Origin of the sequence: Streptomyces canarius (genome assembly GCF_014650735.1) — a bacterium.
Classification (GTDB): Bacteria; Actinomycetota; Actinomycetes; order Streptomycetales; family Streptomycetaceae; genus Streptomyces; species Streptomyces olivaceoviridis.
The window spans coordinates 110791-127654 of the sequence record NZ_BMVN01000006.1 but is presented as its reverse complement, the minus strand read 5'-3'; the positions used below and the strand labels follow the sequence as shown (position 1 = coordinate 127654).

General features: G+C 73.2%; 13 protein-coding genes. All 13 read right to left on the bottom strand.

Translation table 11 applies throughout. The features are described from left to right. Positions 1 to 15 precede the first annotated feature (15 nt). The 13 genes from IE294_RS11325 to IE294_RS11270 all read right to left on the bottom strand — a co-directional run bounded on the left by IE294_RS11325 (position 16) and on the right by IE294_RS11270 (position 16722). Positions 16 to 621 carry a TetR/AcrR family transcriptional regulator gene (locus tag IE294_RS11325; protein WP_014673352.1) on the bottom strand — a complete coding sequence of 202 codons (606 nt, stop codon included), beginning with the start codon at positions 619 to 621 and terminating at the stop codon, positions 16 to 18. Then, positions 609 to 1355 (bottom strand): enoyl-CoA hydratase family protein, encoded by a 747-nt coding sequence (locus IE294_RS11320; protein WP_189884905.1) that lies wholly within the window; start codon positions 1353 to 1355, stop codon positions 609 to 611. The genes IE294_RS11325 and IE294_RS11320 overlap by 13 nt, the downstream gene beginning before the upstream one ends. Beyond that, positions 1352 to 2920, bottom strand: a complete 1569-nt coding sequence (locus IE294_RS11315; protein WP_189884903.1) for a 4-coumarate--CoA ligase family protein — start codon at positions 2918 to 2920, stop codon at positions 1352 to 1354. Before IE294_RS11315 ends, IE294_RS11320 begins: the two co-directional genes overlap by 4 nt. 22 nt (positions 2921 to 2942) lie before the next feature. Further along, positions 2943 to 4133 carry an acyl-CoA dehydrogenase family protein gene (locus IE294_RS11310; protein WP_189884901.1) on the bottom strand — a complete coding sequence of 397 codons (1191 nt, stop codon included), beginning with the start codon at positions 4131 to 4133 and terminating at the stop codon, positions 2943 to 2945. A gap of 55 nt (positions 4134 to 4188) precedes the next feature. Next, the gene (locus tag IE294_RS11305) at positions 4189 to 6036 is read right to left on the bottom strand and encodes an ATP-binding protein (protein WP_189884899.1); all 1848 of its coding nucleotides are present in this window, start codon (positions 6034 to 6036) and stop codon (positions 4189 to 4191) included. Positions 6037 to 6044: 8 nt separating this feature from the next. Then, entirely contained in the window at positions 6045 to 7643 is a 1599-nt protein-coding gene (locus IE294_RS11300; protein ID WP_189884897.1) for an acyl-CoA carboxylase subunit beta, read from the bottom strand. Then, positions 7640 to 9316, bottom strand: coding sequence for an acyclic terpene utilization AtuA family protein (locus IE294_RS11295; protein WP_189884895.1), 1677 nt, complete (start codon positions 9314 to 9316; stop codon positions 7640 to 7642). Before IE294_RS11295 ends, IE294_RS11300 begins: the two co-directional genes overlap by 4 nt. Beyond that, positions 9313 to 10107: a TIGR03084 family metal-binding protein gene (locus tag IE294_RS11290; RefSeq protein WP_189884894.1), complete on the bottom strand. Its 795-nt coding sequence runs from the start codon at positions 10105 to 10107 to the stop codon at positions 9313 to 9315. Before IE294_RS11290 ends, IE294_RS11295 begins: the two co-directional genes overlap by 4 nt. A 128-nt stretch (positions 10108 to 10235) precedes the next feature. After that, positions 10236 to 11948: an NAD-dependent malic enzyme gene (locus IE294_RS11285; protein ID WP_189884892.1), complete on the bottom strand. Its 1713-nt coding sequence runs from the start codon at positions 11946 to 11948 to the stop codon at positions 10236 to 10238. Between the two features lie 112 nt (positions 11949 to 12060). After that, the gene (locus IE294_RS11280) at positions 12061 to 13017 is read right to left on the bottom strand and encodes an EamA family transporter (protein ID WP_189884890.1); all 957 of its coding nucleotides are present in this window, start codon (positions 13015 to 13017) and stop codon (positions 12061 to 12063) included. Positions 13018 to 13153: 136 nt separating this feature from the next. Further along, positions 13154 to 15217, bottom strand: coding sequence for an ABC transporter ATP-binding protein (locus IE294_RS11275; RefSeq protein ID WP_229917128.1), 2064 nt, complete (start codon positions 15215 to 15217; stop codon positions 13154 to 13156). A gap of 86 nt (positions 15218 to 15303) precedes the next feature. Further along, complete coding sequence (locus IE294_RS49020; protein ID WP_268252784.1) at positions 15304 to 15435, bottom strand: hypothetical protein; 132 nt, start codon at positions 15433 to 15435, stop codon at positions 15304 to 15306. A gap of 168 nt (positions 15436 to 15603) precedes the next feature. Continuing rightward, complete coding sequence (locus IE294_RS11270) at positions 15604 to 16722, bottom strand: lipid II:glycine glycyltransferase FemX (protein ID WP_189884888.1); 1119 nt, start codon at positions 16720 to 16722, stop codon at positions 15604 to 15606. Between the last annotated feature and the right edge of the window lie 142 nt (positions 16723 to 16864).

Here is a 16864-nt window from a genome sequence, read left to right as displayed (position 1 = left end):
CGGCCGGGCCCGGCCTCAGCCCAGCGCCTCCTCCAGCAGCGCCGCCCACTGGGCGACGACCCGTTCACGGCGGGCGGTGTCGTCGGTGAGGAGGTTGGCGAGGCCCAGGCCCCGGGCCATGTCCAGCAGGCCCTGGACGGTTTCGCGGACGCCGGGGCGGGACTCGTCGGCGCCCAGGAGGTCGACGGCGATGCGGTGGGTCTCGCGGCCGACCCGGGCCTCCAGCTCGGTCACGCGGGGGCGCAGTTGTTCCTCGTCGGAGGCGGCGACCCACAGGTGCAGGGCGGCCCGGAACAGGGGGCCGGTGTAGAGGTCGACGAGGGCGGACACGACGGCCCGGCGGTCGGCGGCGCCGTCCGGGAACAGGGCCCGCAGCGCGAGGGAGCGTTCCTCGGAGACGTACTCGACGGCGGCGGTGAAGAGGTCTTCCCTGGTCGGGAAGTGGTGCTGGGCGGCGCCCCGGGAGACACCGGCCCGCTCGGCCACGACGGCGACCGTGGAGCCCGCCCAGCCGCGCTCGGCGAGGCAGGCCACGGCGGCTTCCAGGAGCCGCTGCCGGGTGGCCCGGCTGCGGTCCTGCTTGGGCACGCGCTCCCGTTCCGTCGTACTCACACCACCCATGCCGCATCACGTCTTTCCAGGAAGGCCGTCATCCCCTCCCGGGCCCGGGGGGAGGAGAACAGCCGGGCCGAGAGCGCGGTCAGCTCGGCCGCGTCCCGGTCGAATGTCTCCAGCACCCTAGCCGTGAGCAGCCGTTTCGTCTCGGCCAGGGCCTGCGGGGAGGAGCGGCGCAGGCCGTCCAGGACGGGGGCCAGGGCGTCGTCGACGTCGTCCGCCGTCACCGTCAGCAGGCCCAGGCGCACGGCCTCGGCCGGGCCGAAGCGCTCGCCGGTGAGGTAGTAGCGGGCCAGGGCGCGGGGGTCGGCGCGCGGGATCACCGGCAAGGAGATCACGGCGGGGGCGACGCCGATGCGCACCTCGGTGAAGGCGAAGGTGGCGCCGGTGGAGGCGGCGGCGATGTCGCAGGCGGCGAGCAGGCCGAGGCCGCCGGCGCGGACATGGCCGGTGACACGGGCGACGACGGGGCGGGGCAGCTCCACGATCTGCCGGAGCAGGGCCACCAGGGCGTCGGGGTCGGGCGGGTCGCGCAGGTCGGCGCCCGCGCAGAACGTCGTACCGGTGTGGGTGAGGACCACGGCCCGTACGCCCGGGTCCTCGGCGCAGTCGGTCAGGGCCTCGGCGAGTTCCGTGACGAGCGCGGCGGACAGGGCGTTGCGGGTGCCGGCGGAGTCCAGGCTGAGGGTCTCGACGGCACGCGCGCGCGTGCGCCCGATCAGTGCGGTCGGATCCGTCATGTGTGCTCCCTGAGCTGTCGGCGCAGGATCTTGCCGGAGGTGGCGCGGGGGACGGTGTCGACGAAGGTGACCCGGCGGACCCGCTTGTACGGGGCGACACGTTCGGTGACGTACCGCAGGACGTCGTTCTCGGTCAGGCCGTCGGCGGTGGGGGCGCGGACGACGAAGGCGTGCGGGACCTCGTTGCCGTCCTCGTCGTACGCGCCGATGACGGCCGCGTCGGCGACGTCCGGGTGGGTGAGCAGGAGCGCCTCCAGTTCGGCGGGGGCCACCTGGAAGCCCTTGTACTTGATCAGTTCCTTCACCCGGTCGACCACGAACAGCCAGCCGCCGGCGTCGACGTACCCGATGTCCCCGGTGCGCAGCCAGCCGTCGGCGTCGATCATCGCGGCGGTGGCGTCGGGGCGGCCCAGGTAGCCCTTCATCACCTGGGGGCCCCGGATCAGGATCTCGCCGGACTCGCCGGTGCGGAGGTCCTCGCCGGGGTCGTCCAGGGAGACGATCCGCATCTCGGTGCCGGCGACGAGCCTGCCGACCGTGCCGGAGGGGGCCTCGCGCAGCCGGTCCAGGGGGACGACATGGGTGCCGGGGGACAGTTCGGTCATGCCGTACGCCTGGCCGATCGGGGGCAGGCCCAGGCGCTCGGCGCAGGCGACGGCGAGCCGGGCGTCCAGCGGGGCGGCGGCGCTGATGACGTACTTCAGCGAGGAGAGGTCGTAGCGGCTGACCGCCGGGTGCTTGGCGAGGGCGAGGACGATCGGCGGGGCCACGTACAGGCCGGTGATGCGGTGCTTCTCGATCGCGGCGAGGAACGTCTCCAGTTCGAAGCGCGGCAGGACGACGACCGTGGCGCCGTTGCGCAGAGGCGCGTTCATCAGGGCGGTGAGGCCGTAGATGTGGAAGAACGGCAGGACGGCGAGGATGCGGTCGCCCGGTCCGGCCGGGACGGCGGGCTCCAGCTGGGCGAGGTTGGTGGCGATCTGCCGGTGGGTGAGCATGACGCCCTTGGGGGTGCCGGTGGTGCCGGAGGAGTACGGCAGCGCGGCGACGTCCTCGGCCGGGTCGATGCCGGTCTCCGGCTCGGGGGCGGTGGTGGCGAGCAGGTCGGTCAGTGAGCGGTGCCCGGGGGCGCTGTCGCACACGAGGATCTCCCGTACGCCACCCGCGAGTTCGGCGGCCCGGCGGGCGGTCTGAAGCAGCGGGGAGACGGTGACGATCCAGCGGGCCGCGCTGTCGCGGAGCTGCCCCGCGAACTCCTCGGCGGTGGCGAGCGGGTGCACGGTGGTGACGGCGGCTCCCGCGCGCGTGGCGGCGTAGAAGGCGGTGGGGAACGCGATCGTGTTGGGGCTGTGCAGGGCGAGGACGTCGCCCTTGCGGACGCCCGTCTCGGCGAGGGCGGCGGCCAGGCGCCGGTGGAACCGGTCCACCTGCTCGTACGTGAGGGTGGTGCCGTCCGTGCCGTCGATGAGGGCCGGCTGGTCACCGAAGGCGGCGGCCCGGCCCAGGACGGCCTCGTGGATGGGGAGTTCCACGGGCGGAACGTCTGCGTACTCGCTGCGGAACACGGTTCCTCCTCGCACAGGGCGCCTAGTACGACTTGGGCAGGCCCAGGGTCTGGTGGGAGACGTAGTTGAGAATCATCTCCCGGCTCACCGGGGCGATACGGGACACGCGTGCGGCCGTTATCAACGAGGCGAGCCCGAACTCGCGCGTGAGCCCGTTGCCGCCGAGGGTGTGCACGGCCTGGTCCACGGCCCGCACGCAGGCCTCGCCCGCCGCGTACTTGGCCATGTTCGCGGCCTCGCCCGCGCCGATGTCGTCGCCGGCGTCGTAGAGATGGGCCGCCTTCTGCATCATCAGCCGGGCCAGCTCCAGGTCGATGTGCGCCTGCGCCAGGGGGTGCGCGATGGCCTGGTGGGCGCCGATGGGGGCCTTCCACACCGTGCGGTCGCGGGCGTACTCGACGGCCTTGGCGAGCGCGTACCGGCCCATGCCGATGGCGAACGCGGCGGTCATGACGCGCTCGGGGTTGAGTCCCGCGAAGAGCTGGAGGAGCCCCGCGTCCTCTCCCCCACTGCCGAAAGCGTGGGAGGGGCCCCCACCGACAAGTGCGCCGGCGGGCAGCCGTACGTCGTCCAGGACCAGCTCGAACTGCTTCTCGGCCGCGTTGAGTTCCATGTCGATGGGGCGTTTCTGGAAGCCCTCCGCGTCCGTCGGGACGATGAACAGGCAGGGCTTGAGGCGTCCGGTGCGGGCGTCCTCGGTGCGGCCGACGATCAGCACGGCGTCGGCCATGTCGACCCCGGAGATGAACACCTTGCGGCCGGTGAGCAGCCAGTCGGCGCCGTCCTTGCGGGCCGTGGTGGTGATGCGGTGGCTGTTGGAGCCGGCGTCGGGCTCGGTGATCCCGAAGGCCATGAGGCGGGTGCCGTCGGCGAGTCCGGGGAGCCACTGCCGCTTCTGGTCCTCCGTGCCGAAGCGGGAGATCACCGTGCCGCAGATGGCGGGTGACACGACGAGCATGAGCAGCGGCGAGCCCGCGGCGCCCAGCTCTTCGAGCACGATGGACAGTTCCGCTATGCCGCCGCCTCCGCCGCCGTACTCCTGAGGGAGGTTGACGCCGAGGTAGCCGAGCTTTCCCGCCTCGCTCCACAGTTCGGTGGGCGGCTTGCCCTCGGCGACCGTGCGGGTGAGGTAGTCGCGGCCGTAGCGCTTACCGAGGGCGGCTACCGCCGACCGTAGGGCCTTGTGTTCTTCGGATTCGACGAGGGTGGTCATGCGATTCCTCCGCGTGCGGGTTGTGGGTGGCTGGTCGCGCAGTTCCCCGCGCCCCTCAGGTCGGCTGCACCACCGCCAGCACCATGCCGGGCTCCACCTGCTGCCCGGGTTTGGCATGCAGCGTGCTGAGCGTTCCCGCCGCCGGGGCCGAGATCTGGTGCTGCATCTTCATCGCCTCCAACCAGATGAGTCCCTGGCCCGCCTGAACCGTTGCCCCTTCGGTGAGACCCTCGGCGATCCTGACCACCGTGCCCGGCATCGGGGCCACCAGGGACCCCGGCGCGAGCTGGTCCGCCGGGTCGGGGAAGCGGGGCAGGGCGGTGAGGCGGGTGGTGTTGACGTGGACCTGGTCGCCGTACCGGGCGACCTCGAACCTCCGCCGCACGCCGTCCACTTCGAGCACCACCAGACCCGCGTCCGCGTGCACGACCCGGACGCCGTCGGCGGCCAGGCCCTCCCGCGTGTGCCGGTACCGGACCTCGTGCTCCTCGCCGTCCATCCGGTACCGCTTCACCTGCGGCTGGGAGGGGACGTTGCGCCAGCCGCCGAAGCGCGAGCGGCCGTGGGCGTCGGCGAGGGCCGCGGCCAAGGGGGCGTGGGGGTCGGAAGCGGGCTCGGTCAGGGCGTCGAGGTGGCGGTCGTAGAAGCCGGTGTCCATGCGTCCGCTCGTGAACTCGGGGTGGCGCAGGGAGCGGACGAGCAGGTCGCGGTTGGTGACCGGGCCGTGGACCGCGGCGGACTCCAGCGCGCCCGCGAGCCTGCGGACCGCCTCCGCGCGCGTGGGGGCGTGGGCGACGACCTTGGCGAGCATCGGGTCGTAGTGGACGCCGATGGTGTCGCCGTCGGTGTACCCCGTGTCCAGGCGGACGCCCTCCGGTACGGCGAGGCGGTGCAGGGTGCCCGTCTGGGGGGCCCAGTCACGGGCGGGGTCCTCGGCGTAGAGGCGGGCCTCGACCGCGTGGCCCCGCGCGCGCGGGGGCTCGCTCTCCAGGGCGTGGCCCTCGGCGATCCGGATCTGTTCCGCGACCAGGTCCAGGCCGAAGACCGCCTCGGTGACGGGGTGTTCGACCTGGAGGCGGGTGTTCATCTCCAGGAAGTGGGCGCGGCCGTCGGCGACCAGGAACTCGACGGTGCCCGCGCCGACGTAGGAGACGGCGCGGGCGGCGCGCACGGCCAGCGTGCGCAGTTCCTGTGCGAGCGCCGTGGTGAGTCCGGGCGCCGGGGCCTCCTCGACGACCTTCTGGTGGCGGCGCTGGAGGGAGCAGTCGCGGGTGCCGAGCGGCCAGACGGTGCCGTGGGTGTCGGCGAGGATCTGCACCTCCACGTGGCGGCCGTGTTCGAGGTACGGCTCCACGAAGACCTCGCCGTCGCCGAAGGCGCTCGCGGCCTCGGCGCGCGCGCCCTCCAGCGCGGCCGGCAACTCGTCCAGGCGGCGCACGATCCGCATCCCGCGCCCCCCGCCGCCGGCCGCCGCCTTCACCAGGACGGGCAGGTCGGCGCCGGTGACGGCGGCCGGGTCGAGCGGTGCGAGGCCCATGAGCCGCTTGGCGCGGGTCTTGGACGCCATGGCCTCGATGGCCTGTGGGGGCGGGCCGATCCAGACCAGGCCGGCGTCGAGGACGGCGCGGGCGAAGCCGGGGTTCTCGGAGAGGAAGCCGTAGCCGGGGTGGACGGCGTCGGCGCCGGACGCCAGGGCCGCCTTCACGATCAGGTCGCCGCGCAGGTACGTCTCGGCGGGTGCCGCGCCCGGCAGCCGTACCGCCGTGTCGGCCACGCGCGCGTGGAGCGCGTTCGCGTCGGCGTCGGAGTGCACCGCGACCGTCCGGATTCCCGCCTCACGGCAGGTGCGGAAGACACGGCAGGCGATCTCGCCCCGGTTGGCGACGAGCACACTGGAAATCACGGGATCCCTCACATCCGGAAGACGCCGAAGCCGCCGCGCGCGCCCTCGTAGGGCGCGGTGTGCAGGGCGGAGAGGCACAGGCCGAGGACGGTGCGGGTGTCGCGCGGGTCGATGACGCCGTCGTCGTACAGCCGCCCGGACAGGAACATGGGCAGCGACTCGGACTCGATCTGCTGCTCCACCATGGCGCGCAGGGCCGCGTCCGCGTCCTCGTCGTACGGCTGTCCCTTGGCCGCCGCCGACTGCCGCGCGACGATCGACAGCACGCCGGCGAGCTGCTGCGGGCCCATGACGGCGGACTTGGCGCTGGGCCAGGCGAACAGGAAGCGGGGGTCGTAGGCCCGGCCGCACATGCCGTAGTGCCCGGCGCCGTACGACGCGCCCATGAGGACCGACAGGTGCGGGACCCTGCTGTTGCTGACCGCGTTGATCATCATCGCGCCGTGCTTGATGATCCCGCCCTGCTCGTACTCCCTGCCGACCATGTAGCCGGTGGTGTTGTGCAGGAAGAGCAGCGGGATGTCGCGCTGGTTGGCGAGCTGGATGAACTGGGCGGCCTTCTGCGACTCGGCGCTGAACAGGACGCCCTGGGCGTTGGCCAGGATGCCGACGGGGTAGCCGTGCAGGGCCGCCCAGCCGGTGACCAGGCTGGTGCCGTACAGCGGCTTGAACTCGTCGAAGTCGGAGCCGTCCACGATCCGGGCGATGACCTCGCGCGGGTCGAACGGGATCTTCAGGTCCCCGGGGACGATGCCCAGCAGCTCCTCCGGGTCGTACGCGGGCGGCTCGGCCGGGCCGGGGTCCGGGTGGGCCTTCCGGTGGTTGAGGCGGGCCACGACCCGGCGGGCCTGGCGCAGCGCGTCCGGCTCGTCCAGGGCGAAGTGGTCGGCGAGGCCGGACACGCGCGCGTGCATCTCGGCGCCGCCCAGCGACTCGTCGTCGCTCTCCTCGCCGGTCGCCATCTTCACCAGCGGCGGCCCGCCGAGGAACACCTTCGCGCGCTCCTTGACCATGATCACGTGGTCGGACATGCCGGGGATGTAGGCGCCGCCGGCGGTGGAGTTGCCGAAGACGACGGCGATCGTCGGGATGCCGGCGGCGGAGAGGCGGGTGAGGTCGCGGAAGATCGCGCCGCCGGGGATGAAGATCTCCTTCTGGGAGGGCAGATCGGCTCCACCCGACTCCACCAGGCTGATGCAGGGCAGCCGGTTGGCGAGCGCGATGTCGTTCGCCCGGAGGGCCTTCTTCAGGCTCCACGGGTTGCTGGCGCCGCCGCGCACGGTCGGGTCGTTGGCGGTGATCAGGCACTCCACGCCCTCGACCACGCCGATCCCGGTGACGAGGGAGGCGCCGACGGGGTACTCGCTGCCCCAGGCGGCCAGCGGCGACAGCTCCAGGAACGGGGTGTCGGGGTCCAGCAGCAGCTCGATGCGCTCGCGGGGCAGCAGCTTGCCGCGCCCCCGGTGCCGCTGGACGTACTTCTCACCGCCGCCCGCGAGCGCCTTGGCGTGCTCGGCCTCCAGCTCGGCGAGCTTGGCGAGCATGGCTTCGCGGTGGGCCCGGTGGTCGGGGGCGGTGGGGTCGAGAGTGGTCCGCAGAACCGTCACAGCAGAGTCTCCGGGATGTCCAGGTGGCGGGATCGCAGCCATTCACCGAGGGCCTTGGCCTGCGGGTCGAAGCGGGCCTGCGCGGCGACGCCGGCGCCGAGGACGCCCTCGACGACGAAGTTGAGCGCGCGCAGGTTCGGGAGCACGTGCCGGGTGACGGGCAGGTCGCGGGTCTCGGGCAGCAGCCGCCGGAAGGCGTCGGTGGTCAGGGCGCGGGCGAGCCACCGCCAGGCCTCGTCCGACCGTGCCCACACCCCCACGTTGGCGTTCCCGCCCTTGTCCCCGCTGCGTGCCCCGGCGACCAGGCCGAGGGGCGCCCGGCGGGTCGGGCCGGGCGGGAGGGGTTCCGGAAGGGGCGGGGGCACCACGGCGTCGAGGGGCCGGGTGTCCTGGGGCGGCGGCACGGGGACACGGCGTCCGTCGTGGAGGACGGCCCTGTGGTCCACGTCCCCATGGGGCACGTACACATCCTCGAAGACCCCATAGGGGGCGCCATTTCCGGGTGGGGACAGCACATGGAAGCCCGGGTAGCTGCCGAGGGCCAGCTCCACGGCGGCCCCGCTGAGCGCCCGCCCCACGACCCGCTGGTCCGGGTCCCGTACGACGAGCCGCAGCAACGCGCTGGCCGTCTCCTCGGTGTCCGCGTCGGCCCGGTCGGTGCGCACCAGTTCCCAGCGGACCTCCCGCGGCGGCGACTTGGCGAGCGCGTCGGCGAACTGCTCCCGCACCAGGGCCGCCTTGGCCTCGATGTCCAGCCCGGTGAGGACGAAGACGACCTCGTTGCGGAAGCCGCCGAGCCGGTTGACCCCGGCCTTGAGCGTGGGCGGCGGCGCCTCCCCGCGCACCCCCTCGATCCGTACCCGGTCCGGCCCGTCCTGGCTCAGCCGTACGGTGTCCAGCCGGGCGGTGACATCGGGTCCGGCGTACCGGGCGCCGCCGGTCTCGTACAGCAGTTGCGCGGTGACCGTGCCCACGTCCACGAAGCCGCCGGTGCCCGGGTGCTTGGTGATCACGCTGGTGCCGTCGGCGTGGATCTCGGCGAGCGGGAAGCCGGGACGCCGTACGTCCCCCTCGGCGAAGAACGCGTAGTTGCCGCCCGTGGCCTGGGTCCCGCACTCCAGTACGTGCCCGGCGACGACGGCACCGGCGAGCCGGTCGTGGTCCGCCGGCCCCCATCCGAAGTGGGCGGCGGCGGGGCCGGTGACGAGCGCCGCGTCGGTCACCCGGCCGGTGACCACCACGTCGGCGCCGGCCCGCAGGCACGCGGCGATGCCGAAGCCGCCGAGATAGGCGTGGGCGGCGAGGGCGCCCGGGTGGGCTGCGGTCAGGTCGTCGCCCTCGACGTGCGCGACCCGCGCCGGGATGCCGAGCCGGTCCGCCAGCTCCCGGATCCGGTCGGCGAGTCCGGCGGGGTTGAGGCCGCCCGCGTTGGTGACGATCCGCACGCCGCGTTCGTGGGCGAGGCCCAGGCAGTCCTCCAGCCGGCGCGGGAAGGTGCGGGCGTACCCGGCGGCCGGGTCCTTCAGCCGGTCGCGGCCGAGGATGAGCATGGTGAGTTCGGCGAGGTAGTCACCGGTGAGGACGTCGACCTCGCCGCCGGTGAGCATCTCGCGCAGGGCGTCGGCGCGGTCGCCGTAGAAGCCGGAGAAGTTGCCGATGCGCAGCGGGTTCACCGGCCGGTCCCCTTCGGCGGGCGGCCGGTGCCGGGCGGGCCCGCGAAGGCCTGGGCGATGTCGAGCCAGCGGTCGGCGTCCGGGCCGGTGGCCGTCAGCGCGAGGTCGTCCCGGTGGGCGCGCTGGGTGACCAGGAGGCAGAAGTCGAGGGCGGGGCCGGTGACGCGCTGGGCGGCGCGCTCGTCGCCGTACGCCCACACCTCGCCGGAGGGCGCGGTCAGTTCCACCCGGAACTCCTCGTCCGGCGGGGTCAGTCCGTGCACTCCGAAGGCGAAGTCACGGGTCCGCACCCCGAGCCGGGCCACATGCCGGAGCCGGTCGGTGGGTGGGCCCACCACACCCAGAGCGTCGGCGATGTCCAGCCCGTGGGCCCAGGTCTCCATGAGCCGGGCCGTGGCCATGGAGGCGGCGGACATGGGCGGGCCGTACCAGGGGAACCGGGCACCGGCCGGTGCGTCGCGCAGGGCCCGGTCGAGGGCGGTGCGCCCGCCGCGCCAGGCCGCCAGCAGTTCGGCGGGCGGGAGCACGGCGCCCTCCTCCGCTCCCTCGTCCACGAACGAGCCGGGTGCGGCGAGCGCCTTCTCGACCAGCGCCCGGAAGGCGTCGGCGTCGGTGACGGCCAGCAGGGCCGAGCGGTCGGTCCAGGCGAGGTGCGCGATCTGGTGGGCGACGGTCCAGCCGGGTGCCGGGGTGGGCCAGGCCCACTGGGCAGGGTTCAAGTCGGCCACGAGCTGGTCGAGTCCACCGCTTTCGGCACGCAGGTCGTCGATGACGGGCGTCGGGTCGGCCATGGGGGGAGCATGGCAGCGACGGAAGAAACAATCAAGCGTGCTTGCATGAATTGGCGAGCCGACAGGGCCCGGTGCCAGCGGGAGGGCGGTCCGGGCGGATCGGCTGTCACTCCGCCCGGACCTGAAGGTCACACCGCTTCCACCGGCGGGTACACCGGCTCCCACCGGGCCGCCCGTACCGCCGCCTCGACGTCGTCCAGGCCGGCCCGGGCGACGCCCTCCTGCACCGCCGTGCGGGCCACGGCCACGGCGACCGCCTCCGAGGTGGCGCGCAGGTCGCGGATCGGCGGCAGGACCGGCGCGTCGGCGCGGGCGACCTCCGTGTCACCGGTCCGGCGGGCCACCGCGTCGGCCGCCGCGCGGAGCATGCGGTCGGTGATGCGGGAGGCGCGGGCGACGATCACACCGAGGCCGAGGCCGGGGAAGACCAGCGCGTTGTTGGCCTGGCCGATCTCGTACGTCGTACCGTCCCGCTCGACCGGGGCGAAGGGGCTGCCGGTGGCCACCAGGGCCTTGCCGCCCGTCCAGTCGAGCAGGTCGGCGGGGGTGGCCTCGGCGAGGTCGGTCGGGTTGGACATGGGCAGGATGATCGGGCGTTCGGTGTGCCGGGCCATCTCGCGGACGAGTTCCTCCGTGAAGGAGCCGCCCTGGCCGGAGGTGCCGATCAGGATGGTCGGGCGGACCCGGCGGACCACCTCGTCCAGCGGGATGCCGGGCAGGTTCTCGTCCCGGCGCCAGCCGTCGACCTCGTCGGCGGGGCGGGCGTACGGCTTCTGGACATCCCGGAGCTGGTCGCCCTGGTCCGTGGTGAGCAGGCCGTACCGGTCCACGCACCAGAAGCGGGCGGTGGCCTGCTCGGCGGACAGGCCCTCGGCGACCAGGGCGTCGCGCAGCTGGTCGGCGACGCCGATGCCGGCGGTACCGGCGCCGAAGACGACGATCCGGTGCTCGGGCAGGGGCGTGCCGGTGGCGCGGACGCCGGACAGGACGGCGGCGAGGTTGACGGCGCCGGTGCCCTGGATGTCGTCGTTGAAGGTGCAGACCTGGTCGCGGTAGCGGTCGAGGATGCGGCGGGCGTTGGCGGTGCCGAAGTCCTCCCAGTGCAGCAGGGCGTGCGGGAAGAGCCGGGTCGCGGTGGTGACGTAGGCGTCGATGAAGGCGTCGTAGGTGTCGCGGTCGGCGCGCGGGTGGCGGTTGCCGAGGTAGAGGGGGTTGTCGAGGAGTTCCTGGCGGTTGGTGCCGACGTCGAGCATGACGGGCAGGGTGCGGCGCGGGTCGATGCCGGCGGCGGCCGTGTAGACGGCGAGCTTGCCGACGGCGATGTCGATGCCGCCGACGCCCCAGTCGCCGATGCCGAGGATGCCCTCGCCGTCGGTGGCCACGATCAGGTCGACGTCGTCGGCGCCGAGGCCGTGCGCGCGCAGGGAGCGTTCGATGTCGCCGGGGGCGTCCACGGAGAGGTAGACCCCGCGCGGGCGTCGGTACTCCGTGCTGTAGCGGCGGATCGCCGTGCCCACCGTGGGGGTGTAGACGATGGGCAGCATCTCTTCGAGGTGGTCGCCGACGAGCCGGTAGAACAGCACCTCGTTGCGGTCGTGCAGCGCGGTCAGGTTGACGCTCCTGGCCAGGTCGCCCGCCTGGTCCCGGAACTGGCCGTAGGCGCGTTCGGCCTGCTCGTCCTGGGTGAGCACGCGGGGCGGGACCAGTCCGACGAGATCGAGGGCGCGGCGCTCCTCCTCGGTGAAGGCGGTACCGCGGTTGATCCGGGGGTCGGCGAGGACGGCCCGCCCCCGGGCGGTGACCCTCAGCGGGCTGGTGTCGGTGTCACGAGCGTCGGTCACGAGATCCGCCTTCCGTCCTTCTTCGCCCCTTCAGGCCCCACACAGGAGTGTGCGGGAGAGGGGCGGAACGCGCAGAGTGAGCGGGTCCCGTGGACCGGGCTGCCGTCGGGCGTCAGGCCTCCGGTGCCCGCAGGCCGGACTTCGTCCGGGACGTCTGGGTGCGTACCGCGCCGATCGTCGCCGCGATGACCAGGGTGATCGCGGCGGCCTCGGTGGGGGTGAGGGACTGGCCGAGGATCAGGAAGCCGGCCGTGGCCGCGATGGCCGGTTCCAGGCTCATGAGGATGGCGAAGGTGGGGGCCGGCAGCCGGCGCAGGGCCAGCAGTTCGAGGGTGTAGGGCAGGACCGAGGAGAGCAGGGCCACCGCCGAGCCGAGGGCGACGGTGGTGGGGTTCAGGAGCCGGCTGCCGGCCTCGGCGATGCCCAGGGGGAGGAAGAGGAGGGCCGCGACCGCCATGGCCAGCGCCAGCCCGTCCGCCTGCGGGAAGCGGCGGCCCGTACGGGCGCTGAAGACTATGTAGGACGCCCACATGGCGCCCGCACCCAGGGCGAAGCCGACACCTGTGGGGTCCAGATTGCCGAAGCCTCCGCCGCCGAGCAGGAAGACGCCGGCGAGGGCCAGGCCGGCCCAGAGGGCGTTGATCGCGCGACGGGAGGCCACGACGGACAGGGCCAGGGGGCCGAGGACTTCGAGGGTGACCGCCGGGCCCAGCGGGATACGGGCGACCGCTTCGTAGAACAGGCCGTTCATCGCGCCCATGGTGATGCCGAAGACGATCACCGTGCCCCAGTCGGCCCGGGAGTGCCCGCGCAGCCGGGGCCGGCAGACCAGCAGGAGGACGACGGCCGCCGCGAGCAGGCGCAGGGTGACGACGCCCAGGGCGCCGGCCCTCGGCATCAGCGTCACCGCCAGCGCGCCGCCGAACTGGACCGAGATGCCACCGGCCAGCACCAGCCCGACGGGCCCTAGTGAGCCGAGTGAGCGGAGCGGGCCGCGCGGGGCGGAGGGACGCCTGCCGTCACCGGAGGTGGTCGGGGTCGGCGTGGTGCTGCTGAGTGGGGCGGTCACGAGCGGTCCTGGGCTTGATCGGATTCGTGCATCTCGATGTACTACCAGGTCCAGAGTAATGGACTCCGACAGGTGCGTGAACCCTTGACGGAACTGTCCCGGATGTTGGGATCAGCCGCCCGGCCACGCCTCCTCGTCACGGCCCTGCCGGACGGCCGTCCGGCAGGGCCGAGGGCACGTGTCCCGCGCCCCCGTACGACGGGACGTGCGCCGGGGCCAACGGGGTGTGGGCCGCCGGGGCGTGTACCGCCGAGGTGTGTGCCGCCGGGGGCGTCTGGGCGTACGCCTCATGCCCGTACGCGTACCCGTTCCCGTACCCCTGCCCCTGCCCCTGCCCCTGCCCCTGCCCGTACTCGTACGGGTACCCCGGCGCCGGTGTCCGCCGCTCCTCCCACAGCGGCATGCGCAGCTCTCCCGTGTCCAGCACCGCGTTGTTCTGCGAGCGGTGCAGCCGGGCGTAGGCACCGCCCCGGGCGAGGAGTTCGTCGTGGCGGCCGGTCTCCACGATGCGGCCCCGGTCCACGACGAGGACGCGGTCGGCGTCGGGAGCGAGGTTGAGGTCGTGCGTGATCATGATCGTCGTCCGGCCGGCCATCAGGCGGCGCAGGGGTTTGACGACGCGGCGGGCGGCCAACGCGTCCAGGCCGGTGGTCGGTTCGTCCAGGACCAGGACGGGCGCGTCGCGCAGGATGGCGCGGGCGATGGCCAGGCGCTGGAGCTGGCCGCCGGAGAGCCGGGCCGAGTGGGGGTCGACCCGGGTGTCGTAGCCGTCGGGCAGCCGCAGGACGAAGTCGTGGGCGTCGGCCGCCTTCGCCGCCTCCTCGATCGCCTGGTCACTGGCGCCGGGCCGGCCGCAGGCGATGTTGGCGCGCACCGTGTCGTGCAGCACCAGGGTCTCCTGCGGGAGCAGGGTGACGTACTCGCGCAGCCGGGCCAGCGGGAAGTCCCGCAGGGGTACACCGTCCAGGAGGACCTCTCCGCGGTCCGGGTCGTAGAAGCGCAGCAGCAGCTTGGACACCGTGGACTTGCCCGCGCCGCTCGGACCGGTGACGATCACCAGCTCACCGGGGCTGACGGAGAAGGAGAGGTCTTCCAGGGCGGTCGTCTCCGCGCCGGGGTAGCGGAAGGAGACGTCCCGCACCTCGACCGTGCCGTCCGGGCGGCCCGTCTCCGCGCGGTGCCGGGGGTCCGTGACCGAGGGGCGCACGTCCAGGATCTCGATGAGGCGTTCGGCGCCGGCGGTGGCCGCGGTGACCGTGAGGCCGAGCTGGGCGAGGCCGCGGACGGGCGGGTAGAGGTAGCCGAGGAAGGCGGCGAAGGCCAGGAGCTGGCCGAGGGTCATCCGGCCGGTGGAGATCTCCCAGGCGCCGATGCCGATCACGGCGAGCACGCAGACCGTCTCGATGACCTGGACCAGCTGCTCGTAGGCCTCGTTCAGACGGGTGGAGCGGACGGAGGCGCGGAACCAGGCGTTCGCCTCCTCGCGCAGCCGGCGGCGCTCGGCGTCCCGGCGGTCGTACGCCTGGGTGAGCACGATGTTGCCGAGGGACTCCTCCACCACGGAGGTGATCGCGCCGTCGGCGACCCGGCCCTCGCGGGAGACGTCCTTGAGGGAGCCGGAGAAGCGGCGGGCGGCCAGCCAGAACAGGGGGGCGAGGACGAAGGTGGCGGCGGCCAGGTCCCAGCGCAGCCAGAACGCGGCCACGGCGTAGAAGAGGGCGGAGAAGGCCGCCGAGGCGGCGCCGACCAGGCCGGACACGACCATGGTCTCGATCGCCTCGACGTCGCCGGTCAGCCGGGAGAGCAGATCGCCCTGGCGGTGCCGCTGGAAGAAGTGCGGGGGCAGTTGCTGGACGTGGTCGAAGACGTGCTCGCGCAGCCGCATCACGAAGCGCTCGGTGGCCCACGCGGCCAGCGAGTTGCCCGCGTACGCGACGAGCGCGCCGGCCACCGCGATCCCCAGCCACTTCACGGCCGGGCTCCAGAACGCGGCGAGCGAGCCCTGCTGGAGGGCGTGGTCGGTGAGATCACCGAACAGCAGGATGGCCTCGGTCTCCGCGAGCGCGGCGAGCACGGTGCACAGCCAGACGACCAGCAGCCATTTCCTGAGCCCCTTCGTCAGCGGCCAGAAACGGCGGAACGCGGTACGGGCGGGAATCTTGGGTGTTTCGTACTCGAATCCTTCACCCTCGTCAGCCATCAGAAATCCTTTCCGAATCACCTTCCCAGAGGAAGAGGAAAAGGGGTCGACGGCGCACCGTCGACCCCTTCCGGCTCAGCGCCCGATCACTGGTCCCGGCCGGCCACCGGCTTGGGCAGCGGCTTGTGCGCGTGCTTCTTGGGCTTCGGCTTCGGCACCGGCGGGAGCTGCTTCGTCTTGGACTTGGGGGGCAGCGGGGCAAGCTTCTTGAAGCTCATTTCCGACTCCTGATTTCGCGCTTTTCTTGTGGTGCCGAATTCCGCGTCCGGAACCCGACACCGAAAAAGTTACACGCTTCTCCAGCCGCCGAACGGCAAAAACGGCAAAGGGGCGCTGTGAATCCCCTGGGAAAAGCTGGGAATTCGACGAAGAACCTGAGAGCGACCTCAGCGACGGGCCATATAGATGTCGAACGCCTTGTGCAGCAGCCGGTTCAGCGGGAAGTCCCACTCCCCCACGTACTCGACGGCCTCACCACCCGCGCCCACCTTGAAGCGGAGCAGGCCGAGCAGATGATCGGACTCCTCCAGGGTGTCGGTGATGCCCCGGAAGTCGTAGACGGCCGCGCCGAGTTCATGGGCGTCGCACATCATCCGCCACTGCATGGCGTTGTTGGGCTGCACCTCGCGCTTGCGGCTGGTGGAGGCGCCGTAGGAGTACCAGACGTGCCGGCCGACGATCAGCATGGTGGCCGCGGCGAGGACGTCCCCGTCGTGGTGGGCGAGGTAGAGCCGCATCCGGTCGGGGTCCTCCGCGGTGAGAGCGGCCCACATGCGCTGGAAGTACGGCAGGGGGCGCGGGACGAAGCGGTCCCGTTCGGCGGTCTCGGTGTAGAGGCCGTAGAAGACCGGCAGGTCCTCCGGGCCACCCCGGACGATCTTCACACCCGCCTTCTCGGCCTTCTTGATGTTGCGCCGCCACTGCTGGTTGAGCCCGCGGTGGACGTCCTCCAGGGAGCGGTCCCCGAGCGGGACCTGGCACACGTACCGGGGCTGCCCGGCGGCGAACCCCTCCTCCCCGCCGGGCCCGGTCTGCCGCCAGCCCATGCGGCGCAGCCGCTCGGCGAGGTCGGGGCCCGGCCCGCAGGACGTCGCCGGTACGTCGCGCAGCCGGTGCGCGCCGGGGTCGGCGATCGCGGCCTTGACCGCCTCCGGGCTCCACCGCCGGGCCACCACGGGCGGGCCCATCTTCACCGAGAAGGCGCCGCGGCCCTTGAGGTGCGCCAGCATGGGCCCCAGCCAGCGCTCCGGATCGGGCGCGCCCCAGTCGATGACGGGGCCCTCGGGCAGGTAGGCCAGGTACCGCTTCATCTTGGGCAACGGCCGCAGCAGCACCAGCCCGGCCCCCACGAGCCGGCCGTCCGCCTCGAACCATCCCAGGCTCTCGGCCCGCCAGTCGGGTTTCACGTCCCCCCACGACGGCACCTGCATATGGCTGACCGAGGGCCGCTCCGCCACGAAGGCGAGGTGCTCGGCACGGGTGAGGGGACGGAGGGTGAGCGACATGGGCGGGGCTCCTTCGGCGACGGGGCCGGTCCCTGTGGCGAGGCCGGTGCTACGACGGTGAGGACGCCGGCGCCGGTGACGGTGCCGTGTGTCGTGACGGTGCCAATGTGTCGGTGACGATGCCGCCGGCGTCCGTGGAGAT

Excerpts from the sequence above, each read along its gene's own strand:
- IE294_RS11325 (WP_014673352.1), bottom strand. The coding sequence starts at position 621 with ATGGGTGGTGTGAGTACGACGGAACGGGAGCGCGTGCCCAAGCAGGAC.
- IE294_RS11320 (WP_189884905.1), bottom strand. The coding sequence starts at position 1,355 with ATGACGGATCCGACCGCACTGATCGGGCGCACGCGCGCGCGTGCCGTC.
- IE294_RS11310 (WP_189884901.1), bottom strand. The coding sequence starts at position 4,133 with ATGACCACCCTCGTCGAATCCGAAGAACACAAGGCCCTACGGTCGGCG.
- IE294_RS11290 (WP_189884894.1), bottom strand. The coding sequence starts at position 10,107 with ATGGCCGACCCGACGCCCGTCATCGACGACCTGCGTGCCGAAAGCGGT.
- IE294_RS11275 (WP_229917128.1), bottom strand. The coding sequence starts at position 15,217 with ATGGCTGACGAGGGTGAAGGATTCGAGTACGAAACACCCAAGATTCCC.
- IE294_RS49020 (WP_268252784.1), bottom strand. The coding sequence starts at position 15,435 with ATGAGCTTCAAGAAGCTTGCCCCGCTGCCCCCCAAGTCCAAGACGAAG.
- IE294_RS11270 (WP_189884888.1), bottom strand. The coding sequence starts at position 16,722 with ATGTCGCTCACCCTCCGTCCCCTCACCCGTGCCGAGCACCTCGCCTTC.